At 67.1% G+C, this 20,270-nt stretch carries 21 protein-coding genes and 1 riboswitch; of the genes, 10 read left to right on the top strand and 11 right to left on the bottom strand.

Annotated features, from left to right (window positions below; translation table 11 throughout):
• Window positions 1–14: 14 nt before the first annotated feature.
• Window positions 15–1,631: a phosphomethylpyrimidine synthase ThiC gene (thiC, locus tag BST13_RS09285; protein ID WP_083162853.1), complete on the bottom strand. Its 1,617-nt coding sequence runs from the start codon at window positions 1,629–1,631 to the stop codon at window positions 15–17.
• A riboswitch (TPP riboswitch) is annotated at window positions 1,625–1,733 on the bottom strand. (Overlaps the previous gene by 7 nt.)
• A gap of 384 nt (window positions 1,734–2,117) precedes the next feature.
• Between thiC and BST13_RS09280 the strand changes: the two genes are divergently transcribed.
• The gene (locus BST13_RS09280; RefSeq protein ID WP_095533468.1) at window positions 2,118–3,800 is read left to right on the top strand and encodes an MFS transporter; all 1,683 of its coding nucleotides are present in this window, start codon (window positions 2,118–2,120) and stop codon (window positions 3,798–3,800) included.
• Window positions 3,801–3,838: 38 nt separating this feature from the next.
• Window positions 3,839–4,567, top strand: a complete 729-nt coding sequence (locus BST13_RS09275; RefSeq protein ID WP_095533467.1) for an LOG family protein — start codon at window positions 3,839–3,841, stop codon at window positions 4,565–4,567.
• Here BST13_RS09275 and BST13_RS09270 read toward each other — a convergent pair.
• The 8 genes from BST13_RS09270 to BST13_RS09235 form a co-directional block, all read right to left on the bottom strand.
• Window positions 4,548–5,861 (bottom strand): phenylacetate--CoA ligase family protein, encoded by a 1,314-nt coding sequence (locus tag BST13_RS09270; RefSeq protein WP_083162849.1) that lies wholly within the window; start codon window positions 5,859–5,861, stop codon window positions 4,548–4,550. The two genes, BST13_RS09275 and BST13_RS09270, sit on opposite strands and share 20 nt — an antisense overlap.
• Window positions 5,854–6,468, bottom strand: a complete 615-nt coding sequence (locus BST13_RS09265) for a hypothetical protein (protein WP_083162847.1) — start codon at window positions 6,466–6,468, stop codon at window positions 5,854–5,856. Before BST13_RS09265 ends, BST13_RS09270 begins: the two co-directional genes overlap by 8 nt.
• Window positions 6,461–8,323 (bottom strand): vWA domain-containing protein, encoded by a 1,863-nt coding sequence (locus BST13_RS09260; RefSeq protein WP_083162845.1) that lies wholly within the window; start codon window positions 8,321–8,323, stop codon window positions 6,461–6,463. The genes BST13_RS09265 and BST13_RS09260 overlap by 8 nt, the downstream gene beginning before the upstream one ends.
• Window positions 8,320–8,934: a hypothetical protein gene (locus tag BST13_RS09255; RefSeq protein WP_083162843.1), complete on the bottom strand. Its 615-nt coding sequence runs from the start codon at window positions 8,932–8,934 to the stop codon at window positions 8,320–8,322. Before BST13_RS09255 ends, BST13_RS09260 begins: the two co-directional genes overlap by 4 nt.
• A complete protein-coding gene (locus BST13_RS09250) occupies window positions 8,931–10,499 on the bottom strand; it encodes an AAA family ATPase (RefSeq protein ID WP_083162841.1) in 1,569 nt (522 codons plus the stop codon). Before BST13_RS09250 ends, BST13_RS09255 begins: the two co-directional genes overlap by 4 nt.
• A 124-nt stretch (window positions 10,500–10,623) precedes the next feature.
• Entirely contained in the window at window positions 10,624–11,436 is an 813-nt protein-coding gene (locus BST13_RS09245) for an exodeoxyribonuclease III (RefSeq protein WP_083162839.1), read from the bottom strand.
• Window positions 11,437–11,440: 4 nt separating this feature from the next.
• Entirely contained in the window at window positions 11,441–12,334 is an 894-nt protein-coding gene (locus BST13_RS09240; protein WP_083162837.1) for an N-acetylglutamate synthase, CG3035 family, read from the bottom strand.
• The gene (locus BST13_RS09235; RefSeq protein WP_083162835.1) at window positions 12,334–12,927 is read right to left on the bottom strand and encodes a peptide deformylase; all 594 of its coding nucleotides are present in this window, start codon (window positions 12,925–12,927) and stop codon (window positions 12,334–12,336) included. The genes BST13_RS09240 and BST13_RS09235 overlap by 1 nt, the downstream gene beginning before the upstream one ends.
• A gap of 138 nt (window positions 12,928–13,065) precedes the next feature.
• Here BST13_RS09235 and napA point away from each other — a divergent pair, with 138 nt between their 5' ends.
• The 7 genes from napA to BST13_RS09200 are packed head-to-tail and all read left to right on the top strand — an operon-like array spanning window position 13,066 to window position 17,490.
• Window positions 13,066–13,374: a nucleoid-associated protein NapA gene (napA, locus tag BST13_RS09230; RefSeq protein ID WP_029370048.1), complete on the top strand. Its 309-nt coding sequence runs from the start codon at window positions 13,066–13,068 to the stop codon at window positions 13,372–13,374.
• Between the two features lie 48 nt (window positions 13,375–13,422).
• The gene (locus BST13_RS09225) at window positions 13,423–13,896 is read left to right on the top strand and encodes a LytR C-terminal domain-containing protein (RefSeq protein WP_211296050.1); all 474 of its coding nucleotides are present in this window, start codon (window positions 13,423–13,425) and stop codon (window positions 13,894–13,896) included.
• A 10-nt stretch (window positions 13,897–13,906) separates the two neighbouring features.
• Complete coding sequence (sodC, locus tag BST13_RS09220; protein WP_083162831.1) at window positions 13,907–14,629, top strand: superoxide dismutase[Cu-Zn]; 723 nt, start codon at window positions 13,907–13,909, stop codon at window positions 14,627–14,629.
• Window positions 14,610–15,740 (top strand): glutamate--cysteine ligase, encoded by a 1,131-nt coding sequence (locus BST13_RS09215; RefSeq protein WP_083162829.1) that lies wholly within the window; start codon window positions 14,610–14,612, stop codon window positions 15,738–15,740. Before sodC ends, BST13_RS09215 begins: the two co-directional genes overlap by 20 nt.
• A 9-nt stretch (window positions 15,741–15,749) precedes the next feature.
• On the top strand, window positions 15,750–16,157 hold the full coding sequence (locus BST13_RS09210; protein ID WP_083162828.1) for a hypothetical protein: 408 nt from the start codon (window positions 15,750–15,752) through the stop codon (window positions 16,155–16,157).
• 18 nt (window positions 16,158–16,175) lie between these two features.
• Window positions 16,176–16,784: an LON peptidase substrate-binding domain-containing protein gene (locus BST13_RS09205; RefSeq protein ID WP_083162932.1), complete on the top strand. Its 609-nt coding sequence runs from the start codon at window positions 16,176–16,178 to the stop codon at window positions 16,782–16,784.
• Between the two features lie 16 nt (window positions 16,785–16,800).
• Window positions 16,801–17,490 (top strand): response regulator transcription factor, encoded by a 690-nt coding sequence (locus BST13_RS09200; protein WP_083162826.1) that lies wholly within the window; start codon window positions 16,801–16,803, stop codon window positions 17,488–17,490.
• Here BST13_RS09200 and BST13_RS09195 read toward each other — a convergent pair.
• Complete coding sequence (locus tag BST13_RS09195) at window positions 17,451–18,854, bottom strand: ATP-binding protein (protein WP_083162824.1); 1,404 nt, start codon at window positions 18,852–18,854, stop codon at window positions 17,451–17,453. The two genes, BST13_RS09200 and BST13_RS09195, sit on opposite strands and share 40 nt — an antisense overlap.
• Window positions 18,855–19,083: 229 nt before the next feature.
• On the opposite strand from BST13_RS09195, the gene BST13_RS09190 reads away from it, so the two are divergent.
• Window positions 19,084–19,317 carry a hypothetical protein gene (locus BST13_RS09190; RefSeq protein WP_083162822.1) on the top strand — a complete coding sequence of 78 codons (234 nt, stop codon included), beginning with the start codon at window positions 19,084–19,086 and terminating at the stop codon, window positions 19,315–19,317.
• A gap of 11 nt (window positions 19,318–19,328) precedes the next feature.
• Here the strand turns inward: BST13_RS09190 and BST13_RS09185 are convergent, their stop codons facing one another.
• On the bottom strand, window positions 19,329–20,243 hold the full coding sequence (locus BST13_RS09185) for an SAM-dependent methyltransferase (protein WP_083162820.1): 915 nt from the start codon (window positions 20,241–20,243) through the stop codon (window positions 19,329–19,331).
• Between the last annotated feature and the right edge of the window lie 27 nt (window positions 20,244–20,270).

The raw sequence follows: 20,270 nt of genomic DNA, 5'->3' as shown, positions 1-20,270 counted from the left end.
TGGCAGGAAGCTCGTCACGGCGCCAATGGTAGATACACGCGATTTCCGTGGTCGGCGAACTCCTGCGATTTCGCCGCCATGCCCTGCGCGATCTCGTCGGGTACCCCGTTCGGGTAGGCGTCGCGGATGTCCTGCGTGATCCGCATCGAACAGAACTTCGGGCCGCACATCGAGCAGAAGTGCGCGGTCTTGGCCGGTTCGGCGGGCAGGGTCTCGTCGTGGAATTCGCGTGCGGTGTCCGGGTCGAGCGACAGCGCGAACTGGTCGTGCCAGCGGAACTCGAAGCGGGCCTTGGACAGTGCGTTGTCACGTTCCTGCGCCCGCGGGTGACCTTTGGCGAGATCGGCGGCGTGCGCGGCGATCTTGTACGCGATCACGCCGTCCTTGACGTCCTTGCGGTCGGGCAGGCCGAGGTGTTCCTTCGGCGTGACGTAGCACAGCATGGCCGTACCGGCCTGCGCGATGATGGCCGCGCCGATCGCCGAGGTGATGTGGTCGTACGCCGGCGCGATGTCGGTGGCCAGCGGGCCCAGCGTGTAGAACGGCGCCTCTTCGCAGAGCTCTTCCTCGAGCTTGACGTTCTCCACGATCTTGTGCATCGGCACGTGTCCGGGCCCCTCGATCATCACCTGCACCCCATGGGATTTGGCGATCCTCGTCAGCTCGCCCAGGGTGCGCAGCTCGGCGAACTGCGCCTCGTCGTTGGCGTCGGCGATCGAGCCGGGCCGCAGCCCGTCGCCGAGCGAGAAGGTCACGTCGTAACGGGCCAGGATCTCGCAGAGTTCCTCGAAGTTGGTGTACAGGAACGACTCTGTGTGATGCGCCAGGCACCACGCCGCCATGATCGAACCGCCGCGGGAGACGATGCCGGTGACGCGGTTGACGGTCAGCGGGATGTAGCGCAGCAGTACCCCGGCGTGCACCGTCATGTAGTCGACGCCCTGCTCGGCCTGCTCGATCACGGTGTCGCGGTACAGCTCCCACGTCAGCTTGGTGGGATCGCCGTTGGTCTTCTCCAGCGCCTGGTAGATCGGCACGGTGCCGACCGGGACCGGGGAGTTGCGCAGGATCCACTCGCGGGTCTCGTGGATTTTGCGGCCGGTGGACAGGTCCATGATGGTGTCCGCGCCCCAGCGGGTGGCCCACACCATCTTGTCGACCTCTTCGCCGATCGACGAGGTCACGGCCGAATTACCGATGTTGGCATTGACTTTCACGCCGAAGGCCTTGCCGATGATCATCGGCTCGCTCTCTGGGTGATTGTGGTTGGCAGGAATGACAGCCCTGCCGACCGCGACCTCTTGACGCACCAGCTCGGGTGAAACTCCTTCGCGGGCAGCGATAAAGGCCATTTCGGCGGTGATCTCTCCGGCCCGGGCCCGCTGCAGCTGGGTGCCGCGGTCGCGGATCACGTTGGGCCGCGGGCGAAGACCCGCGGTCAGGTCGATCACCGCGTCGTCGTCGGTGTACGGCCCCGAGGTGTCGTACAGGTCGAGATGTTCACCGTTGGTGAGATTGACCCGGCGGAACGGCACCCGCACACCGTCGATCTCGCGGTAGACCTTGGTGCTTCCGGTGATGGGGCCCGTGGTCACAGATGAGAGGTCAACGGAAACGTCGGACAGCGTCATTTACAACATCTCCCTACGCCGGCATTACCCGGTCAGGTTCAACGGTCGACGGGCCTACCCGTCCTCTCAGCGCACTCGGTGTGCACTCCCGTGTGGATTGGAATCGTGCGGGTACCAACCTAGCGCAGATGCCCCGCGGTGGGGAACAGCGGAGTGGTTCTCAGGAGATTGGCAGCGACGCGTAGTGACCCCGGTTTGTGATCTCGCCGAATTTGACGCCAGGGTTGCCGATCGGGTGTCGCCGCGACCCTCGCGTCAAAATCGGCGACGGGGTGGCCGGGCCTCGCTCGCCAGCGGGAATTGCCGTCCGTTGATTTGCATAGCTAATATATACGTTCTGGGTGGTCCCGAACCTGACGATGACGACGACGAAGAAGATTGATGACGACTGAGACGACGACTGCAAACGAAACCGGCAGCGCAACCCCGCTGACCGACGCCAACACGGATACCGCGGCCCTGGAGACGGCGCGCCGACGGATCCGCATGGACCACGACCATCCGTTCTACAAGTGGATCGCGCTGTCGAACACCACACTGGGCACCTTGATGGCGACCATCAACGCGTCGATCGTGCTGATCTCGCTGCCCGCGATCTTCCGCGGGATCGGGCTCAACCCGCTGGCCCCGGCGAACGTCAGCTACCTGCTGTGGATGCTCATGGGCTACTTGGTGGTGACGGCCGTGCTCGTGGTGCTGTTCGGTCGGCTCGGCGACATGTACGGCCGGGTCCGCATCTACAACCTGGGTTTTGTGGTGTTCACCGTCGCGGCGATCGCGCTCTCGGTGGACCCGTTCCATCTCGGCGGCGGCGCGGTGTGGCTGATCGGGTGGCGCGTGGTGCAGGGCGTCGGTGGCGCGATGCTGATGGCGTCGTCATCGGCGATCCTCACTGACGCGTTCCCGGCCAACCAGCGCGGCATGGCCCTCGGCGTCAACATGGTGGCGGCCGTCGCGGGCTCCTTCCTCGGCCTGCTCATCGGCGGCGTGCTGTCGGAATGGGATTGGCGGGCCATCTTCTGGGTCGGCGTGCCTGTCGGCATCCTCGGCACCATCTGGAGTTACCGCTCGCTGCGTGAACTGGGTGCCCGCAGCCCCGGCCGGCTCGACTGGGCGGGCACGCTGACCTTCGGCATCGGGCTGACCGTGCTGCTCACCGGCATCACCTACGGCATCCAGCCCTACGGCGGCTCTACTACCGGATGGCTGAACCCCTGGGTGCTCGGCGCGATCGTCGCAGGCGTCCTGATGCTCGTGGCGTTCTGTGTCATCGAACTGCGCGTCGCGCATCCGATGATGAACATCCGGTTGTTCCGCAGCACCGCGTTCGGGATGGGCAACCTCGCCGGGCTGATGAGCTCGGTGGGCCGCGGCGGCCTGCAGTTCATGCTGATCATCTGGCTGCAGGGCATCTGGCTGCCGCTGCACGGGTACAGCTTCGAGTCGACCCCGCTGTGGGCCGGCATCTACATGCTGCCGATGACCATCGGATTCCTGGTGTCCGGTCCGTTGGCCGGGACGCTGTCCGACCGCTACGGAGCGCGGCCGTTCACGGTCGGCGGCATGCTGCTGATGGCCGTGACGTTCGTGGCGCTGGTGATGATTCCGGTCGACTTCAACTACTGGTTGTTCGCCGCGCTGGTGTTCTTCAACGGTCTGGGCGGCGGCATCTTCACCGCACCCAACACCGCGGCCATCATGTCGGCGGTGCCTGCCGCCGAGCGCGGCGCGGCCTCCGGTGTGCGTGCGACGTTCTTCAACGCAGGCTCGTCATTGTCCATCGGCATCTTCTTCTCGCTGATGATCGTCGGGCTCGCCGGAACCCTGCCCACCGCGATGGCGACCGGCCTTGAGCAGCAGGGGGTCTCCGCGGCGGTCGCCCAAGACGTCGCCCAGCTCCCACCGGTCGGCAGCCTGTTCGCGGCCTTCCTCGGCTACAACCCGATCGCCGAGTTGCTCGGCCCGTCGCACGCCCTGCAGCAACCGGGGGTCAACGCCGACGTGCTGACCGGGCAGCAGTTCTTCCCGCAGCTCATCACCGAGCCGTTCCACTCGGGACTGGTCGTGGTGTTCATCGCGGCGGCCGTGATGATGGTGCTCGGTGCGATCGCGTCGATGTTCAGCGCGGGCCGCTATGGGACGGAGGCGGGCGCCGACAACGCGGCCTGAGGGGTTGGCGCGCGCATACGCTGGCAAACGTGACCGAGATCGATCAGAGCGAGTTTCAAATCCGCGGTTCGGTGCAACTGCGCCGGGACCGGTGTGCCACCACCACCGCCGACCAACGGCTGTTGGACCGACACGACGACACCCAGTGGCTGCACACGGATCCCTGGCGGGTGCTGCGCATCCAGGGTGAATTCGTCGAGGGTTTCGACGCTCTCGCCGAAATACCCAAGGCGGTCACTGTTTTCGGGTCGGCCCGGACCGATCCTGGCTCACCCGAGTACCGGTTGGGCCGCGAACTGGGAACCGCGTTGGTGCAGGCGGGCTACGCGGTGATCACCGGCGGTGGACCGGGCGCAATGGAAGCGGTCAACCGCGGAGCCAGCGAGTCGGGCGGCTACTCCATCGGTCTGGGCATCGAACTGCCCTTCGAGCAGCGCCTCAACGAGTGGGTCGATCTCGGCATCAACTTCCGCTACTTCTTCGTACGCAAGACCATGTTCGTGAAGTACGCGCAGGCCTTCGTCTGCCTGCCGGGCGGATTCGGCACCCTCGATGAACTGTTCGAAGCCCTGACCCTGGTACAGACCCACAAGGTCACCAAATTCCCGATCATCCTGCTCGGCGTCGACTACTGGTCGGGTCTGATCGACTGGATTCGCGACACGGTTCTGCCCGGCGCGAAGATCGACGAATCCGACCTCGCCCTGCTCCACTGCATCGACAGCGTGGCAGAAGCGGTGGAACTCATCACCGCGTCGGCGAAGTAGCCGAGGAGTAACGCCGCGGCTTGCCGGGCCCCAGCTCGGCGAGCGTCGCCACCCGGGTCACCTCGACCGGGCGTCCCAGCAGCAGGGCCAGTGTCTCGGTGACCCGCTGCGGGTCCCCAGACGCGATCACCGCCGAAATGTGGCCGGCCGCATCCTGTTCGACGCTCCACCCGCGGGCGCCCGCGGCCTGCAACTGCTGAGTGAGGTCGACGCACGGCACCGCTTCACCTGTCGCTGCGGTGAAAACCGTTGCCTCCCTGCCTTCCAGGTCGGCCAGCGCGGGCCGACCGCGATGCGTGACCAACCGTGCGCAATCACCGGTGCGGTAGCGCACCAGCGGCAGGAACTGGTTCTCGCCGCATGTCACGACGACCTCGCCCGCCAGTACCTCGACGTGTACTCGGCGTTCGGCGATCACGAACGGTCCGCCATCGTCGCTGACCGCGATGGGCCGCGTCTCGTGCAAACCGTAGATGTCCAGCACCGGACAGTCGTAGGCGGCCTGCAGCGCATGCCGTAACGGGGCTGTCAGCGTCATCGCCCCCGAGATCAATGCCAGGGGCCGCAACGTCTGTGCCAGTACGGGTTCCAGCAGCACCTCCAGCGATGTCGGTGTGCCACTGATCACCTGCGGATCAGCGTGGCGCAGAAACTCGTCGCGCTGCGCGCTGCCGGCCGACCATGCGGCGGGATGCAGGTTGAGCCGGGCCATCAACGCCTCACCGAACCCGGGAAGCACCGAGGCATAGGTGAACGCCTGCCGCTGAAACACCGTCTGCACCAAAGCCACCCGATGGTTCACGGGTTCCCAGTGCGCGCCCACCAATCCGCGCAGCCAATGGAACCCGCGGGCCAGCTCGTCCGGGTCGTCGGGCATCACCAGCGCCGCACCGGTGCTGCCCGAACTCGTGCCATGCAGCATGCGGCTCAGGTCGGCGCCGGGCGGGACGAACGCCGCGATGTCCTCGGCCAGATCCTCGCGCCCGATCAGCGGGAAGTCGGTGAGGTGGTCCAGCGGGCCGGTGTGGTGGCGGTAGGCCGGCAGCGTGCGGGCCAATGCTAGATGTCGCGGCAGCCAATCATCCAGCGGCAGTAGGTGAGTGGCCGCCTGCTGTTGGTCGGGGGTGAGCCGGTGCCCGGCACGGTGACACCATGCCGGTGCCAGGCGATGGTGCTCCAGCTCCGCCAACCGTTGCCGCCCGGCCGCGGACAGACCGGGCCAGCGCTCTTCATCGGTCAGGGCCACCTGGCCGAACGGGACGTAATCGTCGAGACGCAGCGGGTCGTCACTCACTGTTGTACCGCGCTGCAGCTTCTTTGGCCTGAGCGTCGGCCAGGCGGCGCTGCACGGCCATGCGATGCTCGTGGTCAGCCAGGGCTTGGGCCAGCGCACCCTCGCGCCGCACCGAATCCCGCATCTCGAACAACGACCGGGCTTGCGCGACGTCCTCCCCGTGGGGCAGTAGACCATCCCACAGCAGGAATGTCCGCACCACCTCGTCGCGGCGTTCCGCATCGCTGAGCCAGCGGCCGGGGTCGACGAGCGGCGCGACCCGAAAAGCCAACGCCAGCAGGGCTCGTGCTGCCATGGGCTCGTCGAGTGGCACGCTGAACGGGCCGATGAGATCCGTACTGGCGAACAACCACAAACCGATCGCGGCGCCACGCCGTGAGGCCGGTGTTCCCCGCTCGACGATGCGCTGGGCGACCGACGCGCACCCGGTGTGGTTGAACACGTCGCACGCGAGGGCCACCACGTCGACGGTGTCGGCGAGAAACGGCTGTGGCGTGCTAGCCAGCCGCGCGGCGACCTCGTCGACCGGCGGTCCGGGGCGCAGCCGCGACCACACCGCCTGCTCGTCCAGGCCTTCGGCGAACCAGTTCACCAATTGCTCAGCCATGCAACACTTCCCGTCGATACCCGGCGATGTGGGCGGCCAACCTCGCGCAGACCGCCGGGGCGTCGGACATGGTGTCCAGATAATCAACGGCGTAACCGGCTTCGGCCGCCGGGCCCGCCACCGACCGGGACCGGTCCTGCACCAGCAGTGTCGCGGTGTCGAGTCGGCGCCGCACGGCCGCGGCAACCCCGACGTACTCCTCTTGGCCTGCGCCGAACAGCGAAGCCAAGCCGTCATCGGACAACACCACCAGGTGGCGCAGCTCGTCGCGGTCCCGTTCGCCCGGCGGATACCGGTCGGCCAGTAGGTCGAGCGGAAACGACGTGCCGCCACCGAAAAACGTGGTCAGCTGACGCATGATCTCCATCCGGTCGCGCGTGAACACGCTGTCGCCTGCCACCTGACCCCGGCCCGACCATGACGTGACCCGCACCCGCCCACGCCCTTTGAGCACCGAAAGAACCAGGATCATGCCCGCGAGCACCGCCTGCGAGCCACGCGAAGGATTCGGCATCGAGGCAGATGAGTCGATGTACAGATCCAGCGTGACCGCTTCGGTGGTGAGCGCTGGATCGTCGGGCAGGTGCGTGCGTCGCCGCGTCGTCACACCGGGAACCACCACCGGGTTGGTGGCAAGGGTTGCCGGCCAGTCGATGTCGGCGACCTCGTCATCGAGTTCCCAGGTCTCCAACGGGCCCGGGATGCCCGCAGCCGCGACACCGCGGCCCTTCTGCAGCAGCGGAGAAACCCACGGCCGCGCCTGCGCCTCGTACCAGGCCAGCATCACCGCGTTCGGATCGGACCCCGCGAACAGGGCCAATGTCTGTGCGACACCGTATTGTTGGCCCGCCGCCGGCTCCTGCTGCCGGACACCGACGGCGGCGGCCGCGGGGTGCACTGGGGTCTCGCCGAGCCGCGGATCGGCCAGCACCTCGGCGAGTTCGGCTGCGCTGGCGGGTGATCCGCCGGCTTCGGCGCAGCCGCCGCCGGACACATCGGCCGCCCCGGCGGTCATGGAGTCCAGTACCAGGTAGGGCACCAGCACCATGCCGAAGGTCAGCGCACCGCCCACCGGGTCGGCCCCGAACGTGCGGATCGCCTTCGCGACATATTCGGCGTCGGCGACCGGTTGCACGGGCTGGCTGAGCAGGAGCTCGTCCTGCAGGGCCCGCACCCGCAACGCCGCGGCGCGGTGAACACGCTCCTTCTCCTGGAGGTCCTCGCGGACCATCGACACGTCGAGCGTGGCGGGGTCGATGTGCTGGCGGGCCCGCGCCTCTTCTCGGGCGGCTTCGGACACGACGGGAGGATCATTGGGGCACAACGTGTTCGACGGCAGTGACCACAGCAACTCGTACGCCCGCATCAACACCCACCAGAACGCGTTCGGCGCCGGGTCTCTGGCTGCGAGGGTGCGCCACAACGCGACCATGTCCGGCTCCGGGCCGGGTTGGCGCCTGCGCTGCATCCGCACCACCCGATCGTTGATGAGCATGTCCGACCACAGGTTGGAGAGCTTCTGGGCCGTCGTGGTGACGGGGATGGCTCGGCGTGGATCACTCGCCACGATGGCCCGGGCCATCTGCTGCAGCAGCTTGAACGACACGATGCGGGTGCTCGGGGACAGCACGTGATGGCCGATCTCGTGCGCGAACACGCTGACCAGATGATCCTGGGCGCCATGGCGGGCCAGTTCGTCGACGTCGATCGAGATCGACGGCGGGAACGAGAACCACGCGAAGGTTCCGGTTGTGCTGTCGCGCACCATGTTCGGCAGATGTAGCTGCACACCCCACAGCTGCAGCGCGGCCTGCCAGGCCACGAGTTCGGTATCGGTCGTTGCCCGCCCGGTCATGCCGGCCAGATCTCGGCCAGATACGAGGTCGGACGGACCACCAGCTGCGCTGTCCGGGGTCCGCCGTCGGACGTGGTATCGGTGGGAGCGGAGGACAGCACGTGGCCGAACACATCGGCGTCGATCTGCCTGCGCTGGTTACCGACGCTGACGGACCACCGTCCCGGTCCATGGCACACCGGGTCGGTGGGCGGGTGGTCCCACACGCCGCCGAGTCCGGTGAAACCGCCGATCCGGGCGATCAACTGACCCTGCGGGCGCAGCGGCCAGTAGAACCGGTCCACCGCCTGCCCATCGGTGAAGGGCACCACCGCGTCGGCGGGAAGACCGAGCACCGACGCCGCGACATCGATCGGAAGCAGCTGTAACCGGGCCAGTGCGTCAGCGCGGATCCCGAGCACGCCGGAGCGCCAGGCGGCGACTGCGGCGACGTTGACCATCGCGTCGGCGGGCACCGAGATACCTTGCAGCGCATGGCGGTAGCGGTGCGGGTCACCGCCGAAGCGGGACACGTTGTCGGCCGAAAGCGCCAGGTCAAGGCCCGCCACCGTGGGCAGGTCGACTGCCGCGGGTGCGTCGAGATTGACCTGGTGGTACGGCCGGGCAATCACGTGCCGCTCTCCAGCCAGTGCAGATAGTTCGAATACCGTTGGTAGAGATACTTGAGCGCGACCAGATCATCGAAATCCCGGCCGTAGATCTTGCCGACGCCCGAGATTGTCGAGATCCTGGCCTCGATCGAGGTGAGGCGCCGGGACACCTCGAGCGCGTCCACGCCGTCGAGGCCACGGCCGAACTGGGCGAGCAGTTCGGCCACCGGGTCCTCGTCGTCGCGTGCCAGCGCGACGTACTGCCGGCACGAGGTGTCGAACAGATCGGTCAGCCAGCTCGCCGGGTCCGACGCCAGTTCCCGGTCCGCACCGGTGTCGAACCGCGGATGAGCGGGGTTCGGTAACAGCTTGCCGCGCAAGGCAAATGGCACCATCGCCCGGACGTCCTCGAGTGTGACGGTGGCGTTGCCGCGGAACCAGGCCAGCGCCTTGGCGTAGAGCACCAGGTTCTGCAGCGAGCGCACCGACACCCCGTTGACCGTCTGGGCGCCGATGTCGACCTGCAGATCGGCACCCGAGTTGGCGTCGATGATCTGCTCGACCTCAAGACCGGCGGTGGCCACCACGTCCTTGGTGCGGTATTCGAAACGGCGCCCGCCGTGCTGGACGAACTCGAAGTGGCTGACGAAGAACTCCACGCGGCGGCGCACCTCGGTGGGCACCGGGATCGCACGGATCTGCTCGACCATCCCGGCCTGCTCGGCGGCGGTGAACACCAACTCGGCGGGCACGTTGTCCTCCGGGCGGTCCCCGGCTTCCACGCGGGTCACCAGTTCGTCGAGGAACCGGCTGTTGAACCCGAAGGCTTGCACCGTCACGTCGATCCGGTCGCGCAGCGCCTGGATCACCGCGAAGGTGCCGCCGCCACCGTCGTCGTTGGCGGTGAAAAACCAGCTCTGCACCCCGTTTTCGGGTGCGGTGACGTGCATCTGATCGTGGCTCTCGACGTAGCCCTCGGCGACCATGGTCAGCAGCGCGGACTGGGTCTTGGTCGGTATCCGGTTGTACTCGTCGACGATCTTGACCGGCGCCGTCAGCCAGCTCTTCCACGCGATGGTGATCTCGGCAAGGCTCCCGGCCTGGACCAGATCACGCGGGAGTGGGATCCCGACCAGGTCACCCACGGTCAGCTGCGGGTGGCCCTGCTGAACGTGGCGGCGCACATCGGCGGGCGCCGAGCCGGCCAGGACACCCATCAGCACCGCGAGGGTGGTCTTGCCGCGCCCGGGGCCACCGATCAGCAGGCACCTGCCGCCCACGGCGAACGTCAGCAGTGGCACAAGGACATTGGACGAGTACGCCGGTTGCTTGGGCAGGCTCAGGGCCGCGCCTGCATCGCCGAGCGGATAGTTGACCGTGGTGTCCGCGCCGAATTCGACGTCGTAGAAGGGCGAGATGACGGCCTTGTTGATCAGCCAGAAGTAGGCCCGGCGGAGCTTCTCGTCGAGCGTGACCGTCGCGGCGACCGGCGGGGTGAACAGGTCCGCCGCGGTGAGCCCGTCGGCAGGCGCGTGGTGCACGGGCAAGGTCGGCGATGTGGACACCGCGCTCCACCTGTTGGTCATCTGGCCCCTCCCGTCGGGCCCATGCTAACCGTCCGGAGGGTGCTTCCCGGGCGGTGATTCTGCGTCCACGGCGTGGCTCACTGGCAGTTTTGCGCCGTGGGCGCAGGGTCGACGTGTCGGGGGCTCAGCTCAGCTCGACGACGACCGGGGCATGGTCGCTGGGCGCGGTGGTGCCCTTCTTGGGACGCCGCTCGTCCTTCACGATCTCGGCGTGGGTGACGCGGGCGGCCAGGCCGGGGGAGCCGAGGATGAAATCGATGCGCATGCCGCGGCGCTTCTGGAATGCCAGCTGGGTGTAGTCCCAGTATGTGTAGATTCCCGGCCCCGGGGTGAAAGGCCGCACCACATCGGTGAATTGGGCGTCGTTGATGGCCTGGAACGCGGCCCGCTCGGGCGCGGAGACGTGCGTGCTGCCGTCGAACCTGGCCATGTCCCAGACATCCTCGTCGGTGGGCGCGATGTTCCAGTCGCCGACCAGTGCGATCGGCATCTGCGGGTCGTCACGAAGCCAACCTGCCGCGGTATCACGCAGGGCGGCAAGCCAATCCAGCTTGTAGGTGTAATGCGGATCGGCCAGGGTGCGGCCGTTGGGCACGTACAGGCTCCACACCCGCACACCGCCGCACGTCGCTCCCAGCGCGCGGGCCTCGGCGGTCGCCTCCTCCTCGGGCTTGCTGCTCCAGGTCGGCTGTCCGTCGAAGCCGACCTGCACGTCCTCAAGGCCGATTCGCGACGCGATGGCCACTCCGTTCCACTGGTTGAGGCCCACGTGGGCCACCTCGTAGCCCAGCGCGGCGAACGGCATGGTGGGGAACTGCTCGTCGGTGCACTTGGTCTCCTGCATCGCCAGCACATCGACATCGGCACGGGACAACCAGTCGGTGACGCGGTCGACGCGGGTGCGGATGGAGTTGACGTTCCAGGTGGCCAGGCGCATGGGGTTAGAGCGTACGGGCGTCGACATAGTGACCCTGGTGGTGCAGCCGGAAACCCATCGAGGTGTACAGCGCTACGGCAGGGGTGTTGTCGACCTCGACCTGGACATAGGCGTGGTGCGCCCCCGCCGCGACGCCCCACGCGAGCAGCGCTTCGCACAGTGCCCGGGCATGCCCCTGCCTGCGGCTGTCTTCGGCGGTCCGGATCGACGAGATACCGAGCCATCGGGTGCCGTCCGGAGCGGCGGTGACCGCGCCGCGCCCGACCGCCCGGTCCGCCAGGGACGCGAAGGTCAGCTCCCCGTCGACCACGGCGGTCAGGACGTCGACGGGCACCTTACGCCGATAGCCGGCCAGCCATGCCGCGTCGGGTCGGGGCGCCAGCGAGACAGCCGGGGGCGCCGTGGTCGGGGTGTCCAGCGGGCGCACCATGACGCGGGTCGGCTTGACGCCCGGAGTCCGGATCGGCAGCAGCCGCTCGGGCAGGGCCAGCCAGGGTGGCAGGCCCCGCTCGCGATACCAGTCGACGATCACGGGCAGGTCGGCGATCTGAGCCGATATATCCAGCGGGACAGCCGAATTGGCGCGGCTGGTGACGCCGCCGCCGGCCCGCAGGAACCAGCCGCGGTGCCAGTGGTGCTCGGTGCCCGGCCACGCCAACGCGGCCGCGTGCTCCAGCGCGCGGATCTCCGAGGCCCGCACCGGGGCGTACGACAGCTCCCGCACACTCACGATGGCGCCGGGGTCGATGTCGACGAGCTCACCAGATTTGGTGCGCACCAGCACGGTGGGCTCGACCTGCTCCACATGGCCGACGACGTCGGTCAGCGGCTTGGCCGAACCCGCAGGTAGGCGGTACCGCAGGCTGACCCGCGTGCCCGGGGTCGGCAGCCCTGGCATCAATGCCCGAACGGGTCGGCATCCTCGCCGGGCATCCAGGACAGGCCCGGCACTCCCCAATGATTGCGCTTCACCGCACGTTTGGCGGCGCGCGCGTGACGACCCACGAGCTTGTCGATATAGAGGAATCCGTCGAGATGACCGGTCTCGTGCTGCAGCATGCGGGCAAACAAATCGGTGCCCTCCAATGTGATGGAGTTACCGTCCGCATCGAGTCCTGTGACGCGGGCCCAGTCGGCGCGGCCGGTGGGGAATTGCTCACCCGGCACCGAGAGGCAACCTTCGTCGTCGTTGTCCGGGTCGGGCATGGTCTCGGGAATCTCGGAGGTCTCGAGCACCGGGTTGATGATCACGCCGCGGCGGCGGTTGGTGCGGGTGCGGGTGTCGGCGCAGTCGTAGACGAACAACCGCTTGGAGACGCCGATCTGGTTGGCGGCCAAGCCAACCCCGTTCGCGGCGTCCATCGTGTCGTACATCGTCTGGATCAACTCGGCGAGATCAGCCGGCAGTGATCCGTCCGGTCCGACGGGCACCGGCTCGGTCGGCGTATGCAACACGGGATCTCCGACAATGCGAATCGGTACGACAGCCACGGGGGAAGCTTAGGCGGAAATGCTTCCCACCCGACTCGCGGGCTTATGTGTCACGCCAAGCCAGCAAGCCGTGGTTGAATAATCGCCGAACCACAGCGATGTCATTTCTCGAGTGTCGGAAGGGTCCAAGGGAGCAATATGGACGGCGCCATGGCGCGGACTGAGCGATCCGGGGATGACTCTGATCTGACCGACGGTCTCACTCGCCGCGAACACGATATTTTGGCGTTCGAACGCCAATGGTGGAAGTACGCGGGCAGCAAGGAAGACGCGATCAAAGAGCTGTTCTCGATGTCGGCAACGCGGTACTACCAGGTGCTCAACGCACTGGTGGACCGTCCGGAGGCGTTGGCCGCCGATCCCATGCTGGTCAAGCGACTGCGCAGGTTGAGGGCCAGTCGGCAGAAGGCCCGGGCGGCGCGGCGGCTCGGCTTCGACGTCACGTAGGCCTGCGCCGGTGACGGGTCGGGCAATTCGCTCGATACAGTGGATCCGATGAATCAGCGAGAATCCTCCGGGCTACCCCTGCGTGCCATGGTGATGGTGCTGCTGTTCCTCGGGGTGGTTTTCCTGTTGGTCGGATTCCAGGCGATCGGCTCAGGCGACGACTCCTCCGGGGATAGCTCCACCGTGTCCTCGGCGACGACCACGACGGCCGCCGCCACGTCCACGGCCGCCAAGGCTGCGCCGGACCCTGCCAAGACAGATGTCCGCGTCTACAACATCTCCGATGTCTCAGGTGCGGCCGAAGGCACCGCCAACCGGTTGCGCGAGGCGCACTGGCACGTCACCGAGACCGGCAACCTCACCCTGGATGGCGTCACCGCCACGACAGTGTTCTTCGGTGATACCCCCGGAGAGAAGGAAGCCGCTGATGAGGTGGGCAAATTGCTCGCCGCTCCGGTCGAACCTCGACGCGCTGAACTCAACGAGCAACCACCGGGCGTGATCGTGGTTGTCACCGGCTAGGCTTTTGCCCATGCTGAAGCCCGTCAGTGTCGCTGTCCTGTTCGCCGCCCCCGTTGTCGCGCTGAGCGCCTGCAGCCCGCCCGGTCAGGTGCCGTCCGACACGCCGGGTACCACTCCGTCGATCTGGACCGGATCTCCGTCCCCGTCGGCGGCTCCGGGTGAGCACGGCGGCGGGCACGGGAATACCGCGGCCACCGGTACGCAGAGCGCAGGCGAGACCCTGACCGCAGACCTGAAGACCGCCGACGGCACCTCCGTGGCGACCGCGGAATTCCAGTTCGCCGACGGCTTCGCCACCGTCACCGTCGAGACCACCGCACCCGGGAAGCTGGCCCCCGGATTCCACGGCCTGCACATCCACTCCGTGGGCAAGTGTGAGGCCAACTCGGTCGCCCCGACCGGTGGCGCCCCCGGCGACTTCAACTCCGCCGGTGGACATTTCCAGGTGGCCGGGCACACCGCGCACCCCGCCAGCGGCGACCTGAGCTCGCTGCAGGTACGTGCCGACGGTTCGGGCAAGCTCGTGACCACCACCGACGCGTTCACCGCCGCCGACCTGCAGGGTGGCGCCAAGACGGCCATCATCATCCACGAGAAGTCCGACAACTTCGCCAACATCCCGCCGGAGCGCTACCAGCAGATCAATGGTGGTGCCCCCGGCCCCGATGAGGCCACCATGGCCACCGGCGACGCTGGCAAGCGCGTGGCCTGCGGTGTCATCGGTACCGGCTAGCAGCCGCATCGATTTTGCCGGCTCCCCCCGGCCCACGCTCGGGGTGGAGTGGGAGTTCGCCCTCGTCGACGCAGGCAGCCGGGAACTGAGCAACGAGGCCGCCGCGGTGATCGCCGACCTTGGCGACAACCCGCACGTACACAAGGAGTTGCTGCGCAACACCGTCGAGATCGTCACCGGGGTGTGTGAGAACACCGCGGAGGCGATGGACGACTTGCGCGGCACCCTTGGATCCGTGCGGCGCATCGTCGAGTCGCGCGGCATGGAGTTGTTCTGCGCGGGCACGCATCCGTTCGCGAAATGGTCGACGCAGCAGCTCACCGACGCGCCGCGCTACGCGGAGCTGATCAAGCGGACCCAGTGGTGGGGACGCCAGATGCTGATCTGGGGCGTGCATGTGCACGTCGGTGTCTCGTCGGCGCACAAGGTGATGCCGATCATCTCGTCACTGCTCAACCAGTATCCGCACCTGCTGGCGCTGTCGGCGTCCTCCCCGTTCTGGGAAGGCGAGGACACCGGATACGCGAGCAACCGCGCGATGATGTTCCAGCAGTTGCCGACGGCAGGTCTGCCGTTCCAATTCCAGTCGTGGCCCGAGTTCGAGGGCTTCGTGCACGACCAGAAGAAGACCGGCATCATCGACCATCTCAACGAAATCCGTTGGGACATCAGGCCGTCGCCTGCGCTGGGCACCGTGGAAATACGCATCTTCGACGGCGTGTCCAACATCCGCGAGCTCAGTGCCCTCGTGGCGCTGACGCATTGCCTGGTCGTCGACCTTGACCGCCGGCTCGACGCGGGCGAGCTGTTGCCCACCATGCCACCGTGGCATGTGCAGGAAAACAAGTGGCGCGCAGCGCGCTACGGTCTCGACGCGGTGATCATCCTCGACGCCGACAGTAACGAACGGCTGGTCACCGATGATCTCGACGAGCTGCTCAACCGGCTGGAGCCGGTGGCCAAATCCCTGAAGTGCAGCGAGGAATTGGCCGCGGTCGCCGACATCTACCACTCGGGGGCGTCGTATCAACGGCAGCGCCGGGTCGCCGAGGAGAACGACGGCGACTTGCGGGAGGTCGTGGACGCCTTGATCGGCGAGCTTGAGCTATAGGGTGAGTTGATGCAGCGTTCGATGACGGCTGTGATCGCCACCGCGGCCATCTGCCTCGCCGGCTGCACCGATGTCACCGCTGGCTCGCCGATGGCCGACCCGGATCAGACCGGGATCACGACGACCACAACGACTACGACGACCACGACGTCCAGCCCACGGCTCACGCCGTCGCGGACCCCGAGCAGTAGCGGCGACAGCACGCCGCCACCGAACGGCATGTCAACGACGTGCGACGAGTATGCGGGATTCGACGACCCGACCAAGATGGGCATGGTGCAGCTTCTCGGCGACAACGGCTACCCGGGACTGAAGAAAAACCCGTTTCTCTGGGTGAGTTTCATCGGGGCGATGTGCGTGCTCGCCGACCCCGGCGCCACGGTGGTGCAGGCGATCAGCAAGAAAGTTCCCGGCTGACCCGTGACCGCGACACCGATGTTTCCTCTCGAGGTGGCGATGCTGCCGGGTGAGGAACTGCCGCTGCGCATCTTCGAACCCCGCTACGTGGCGCTGGTGAGCGATTGCATGGCCATGACCGAGCCGGCGTTCGGCGTCGTGCTGATCTCGGCAGGGCGTGAGGTCGGCGGTGGCGACCAGCGGTGCGACGTGGGTGCGCTGGCCCGTATCGTCGACTGCCAGAACTTCGGCGTGGACCGCTACCGGCTCAGATGTGTTATGGCCGAACGTATCCGGGTGTTGCGCTGGCTGGACGACGATCCCTACCCGCGCGCCGAGATCGAAGTCTGGGACGATGAGCCCGGCGCCGCGGACGCGTCGTTGCTGGCCGATGTGCAGGACCGCATGGTGGCACTGTTCGACCTGATCGGTGAGGCGCGGGGCGTCGCGTTCCACAGCCGCGACATTGTCACCGCCGCCGCGGCCGACCCGATCGATCCGCTGTACGCACTGGCCGCAAGGGTGCCCATGGGGCAGGCCGACCGGTATTCGGTGTTGTGCGCGCCGAGTGCTGCGGCCCGGCTGGATGCGCTGAGTGAAGCCGTCGACACGGTGACGGCCATGGTGGAGTTTCAACTGTCCGAGTAGCAGGATTGACGCCGAGATGCGGGTTTTGATCGTCGACGACGAGCCACGGCTGACCAAGACACTGAGCTTGGGGCTGCGGGCAGAAGGCTGGGTGGTGGTCGCCGTCGACAATGGTGTCGACGCTGTGCATCACGCGGTCGAAGACGATTTCGACGTCATCGTGCTCGACATCATGTTGCCCGGGATGAGTGGGTACGAGGTGCTGCGCCGCATCAGGGCCGAGCAGGTGTGGACCCCGGTGTTGATGCTGACCGCCAAGGACGGTGAATTCGACGAGACCGACGCCCTGGACCTCGGCGCCGACGACTATCTCACCAAACCGTTCAAGTTCAACGTGCTGGCCGCGCGGCTGCGTGCCCTGCAGCGTCGCTGTGCCCCGGAACGTCCGGTGGTCATGACGGCGGGGACGCTGTCGCTGGACCCCGCCCGCAAGACCGTTTGCCGCGACGGCGTACCAATCGAGTTGACGCGCAGGGAATTCGGCCTGCTGGAGTACTTGATGCGCAACAAGGACACCGTCGTCACCAAGTCCGACATCCTCCGCAACGTATGGGACGCCCACTACTCCGGGCCGCACAACGTCGTCGAGGTGTACGTGCGGTATGTCCGCCGGAAGATCGATGCGCCCTTCGGTACCAACACGATCGGCACCGTGCGCGGCGTGGGTTACCGGTTGGACTCCGGCGAAGTACCCGACGGAAACTGAACGCGCACGGCGGTCCCGCCGCCGGGTCGATCGGTCATGTTGATGCTGCCGTCGTGTGCCGCAACGATTTCGGCGACGATCGACAGTCCGAGGCCGGTGCCCCCGCCACTGCGGGACCGGTCGGAGTCCAACCGGACGAACCGGTCGAACACCCGCTGCCGGTCTTTCGCCGGAATTCCCGGTCCGTCGTCGGCGACCGCGAGCAGGATGCAGCCGTCGTGCTCACTGAGCGTGATGTCGATGCGTGATTCAGCATGGCGGGCCGCATTGTCGGTGAGATTGCGCAACAACCGCAGCAGCGCCCGGGAATCACCGCGCAGGTGTGCCGGCGTGATGTCACGGTGTATCGCGAGAGTGGTTTCGCGACACAGCCGGTCGGCCTCGGCGATGGCGATCGCCTCCAGATCGACGTCCTCCCTGCGCAGCTTCAGACCCCGCTCGTCGGCGCGGGCCAGCAGCAGGAGATCGTCGATGAGCAGCTGCATGCGCTGAGCCTCGGGGATCAGCGTCTGCTCGATCATGTCCTGATCGAGCAATTCAGGATGCGACTGTGCGACATCGAGTGCCGAGATGATCGTGGTCAGCGGGCTGCGCAGCTCGTGCGAGGCGTCGCCGACGAACTGGCGCTGCGCATTGTGACCCAACTCAAGACGGGCAAGCATGGCGTTCATGGTGTCGGCCAGGGCTGCGATCTCATCGTGGCTCTCGGGCATCGGGACCCGCTCGGACAGATCCGAGGTGCTGATGTCGGAGACCCTGGCGCGGATGGCGTCGACCGACCGCAAGGACCGCTTGACCAACAGATACGTGGCCAGGGCGACCACGGTGATGACCAAAGGTGCTGCGCCGCAGAGCAAGAAGGCCACCGTCTGGACGGTGGCCTCGGCGACCTCGCTGCTACCCGCCACCAGCACCGTGTAGTGACCGCTGGAGGTGTGCACGCGCTCACCGACGATGCGCAGGTCATTGTCCGGAGTTGCGTTGTCCGACATCTGAGTCGGCGTCTTGCCGATGCCGCCGATCGGGACCAGCGGAGTCGAGGGAGCGTCGGTCGACCGGTAGACGACGGTGTCGTTGTCCGAGACCACCTGGATCGCGATGATCCGCTGATCGGTGTCCAACAGAGCGCTGTCGAACTCGTTGGGCGGCTCCGAGCGCAGCCCGCTGACGATGTCGTGCAGGCGCGCCGCCGCGGCGTCGTCGACCTCGGAGATCAGGAAGTGGCCCAGCAGCGCGATCAACGCCGCTCCGGCGACGATGTGCACCACCAGCACGACGGTGGCCGCGACGATGGCCGACCGGGTCGCAATGCCCCAGCCGCGGGGCCGCAGGCGCAGACCCCGGGTTGCGGCGCGTGACGTCATCCAGACAGTTTGGGCCCAGCTGCGGCCAGGGTGCGCGTCGGGGTCGAGACGGCCGCCTGCCCGAGAAAGGACGAGCGAAGCGCTACATGTCCACAATCTTCATGACCGCTGAAAGAACGCTGAGAGCAAAGTTCACGGTGGGTTTTATCAGCGTTCTCTCATCGAAGCCCTGTCACCATTTGGTCTCCGGTCGGGAAGCCCGAAACGCTCGTTTGCCAGAGGAGAACAGATGTACCAGCCAGACAAGCCGCGCCACCGCGTAAAGAAGTTGGCGGCGGTCGCCGGTCTGGGCGCCATGGCCGTTATGGGTGTGATCACCGCGATCGAAGGCACCTCGGCCACCGTGGGCGGAACCACCGATCAGGTCGCCATGAAGCTCGGCGCCACCGTCACCATGACCACGCCGCCCACGGCGCCGGAAACCTCTTTCGCCGCCCCGACGGTCAAGGCCACGCCGAAGTAACTCCGGGCCTCTCAGCCCTCGGGACGCTCGTACAAGACGCCCTCGACGAACACCGACGGCACCCTGGCGTCGTCGGAGTCGTCGAGGGGTGCCCGGTGATAGCGAGCCATCAATTCGTCGGCCGTGACCGACGAGACCTGCCAGCAGTGGTCGTGTAGCCACGTCGCGACGTCAGCCCGCTCTTCGAGGTACCAGAGCTGGGCCGGATCGGGCATGTCGTGACCGGTCTCGGCGGCCTGCTCGCGGAGCTGCTGCAGACGGGCCTGGCGACGGGCCAGGTAGTCCTCGGTGAAGAAGTCGGCGCTGAAGCCCTCGACGGCGATCCGGCTGTCGCGGGCCGACAGTTCAGTGATCCGCTCGAACAGCAGATCCTGCGCGGTGGCCGGCAGATAGGGCAGCAGACCCTCCACTGACCATGCGGTGGGTTGCGTCGGGTCGAACCCCGCCTGTCGCAATGCCGTCGGCCAGTCCTGACGGAGGTCGACGGGGACGGCCACCTGCGCGGCGGCGGGCCGGGCGTGGTGCGACTCCAAGACCTCGGCTTTGAACTGCAGCACCTTGGGCTGATCGATCTCGTAGACCACGCTGTCGCCGACCCACGGCAGGCGCCAGGCCCGGGCGTCGAGCCCCGCGGCCAGGATCACGGCCTGCTGCACACCGCCTGCACCCGCGGCGATGAAGAACTCGTCGAACCACTTGGTCCGCGATGCGGCGTAATCGGCGATGGCACGGATTCGCTCGGCCATCGGCCCGTGCGGCGCGACCCAGCCCCGCTCGGCAGCGGCATCGAGAAACATCTGCGCGTACGGGTCGAGGAAAAGCGGAGTTTCGGACGCGGTCTCGTGAGCCCGCGCCATGGCCACGCCCAGCGCCGTCGCCCCCACGCTCTCGTTGATGTCCCAGGTGTCGTCGTCAGTTCTGCTCACTGTTTCCAGTGTTCCCGAACTTCGCTC

The sequence above is a fragment of the Mycobacterium aquaticum genome (genome assembly GCF_002086485.1).
GTDB classification, from domain to species: domain Bacteria; phylum Actinomycetota; class Actinomycetes; order Mycobacteriales; family Mycobacteriaceae; genus Mycobacterium; species Mycobacterium aquaticum.
Note: the sequence above shows the minus strand (reverse complement) of the source record. Positions and strands in the feature narration are given on the sequence as shown.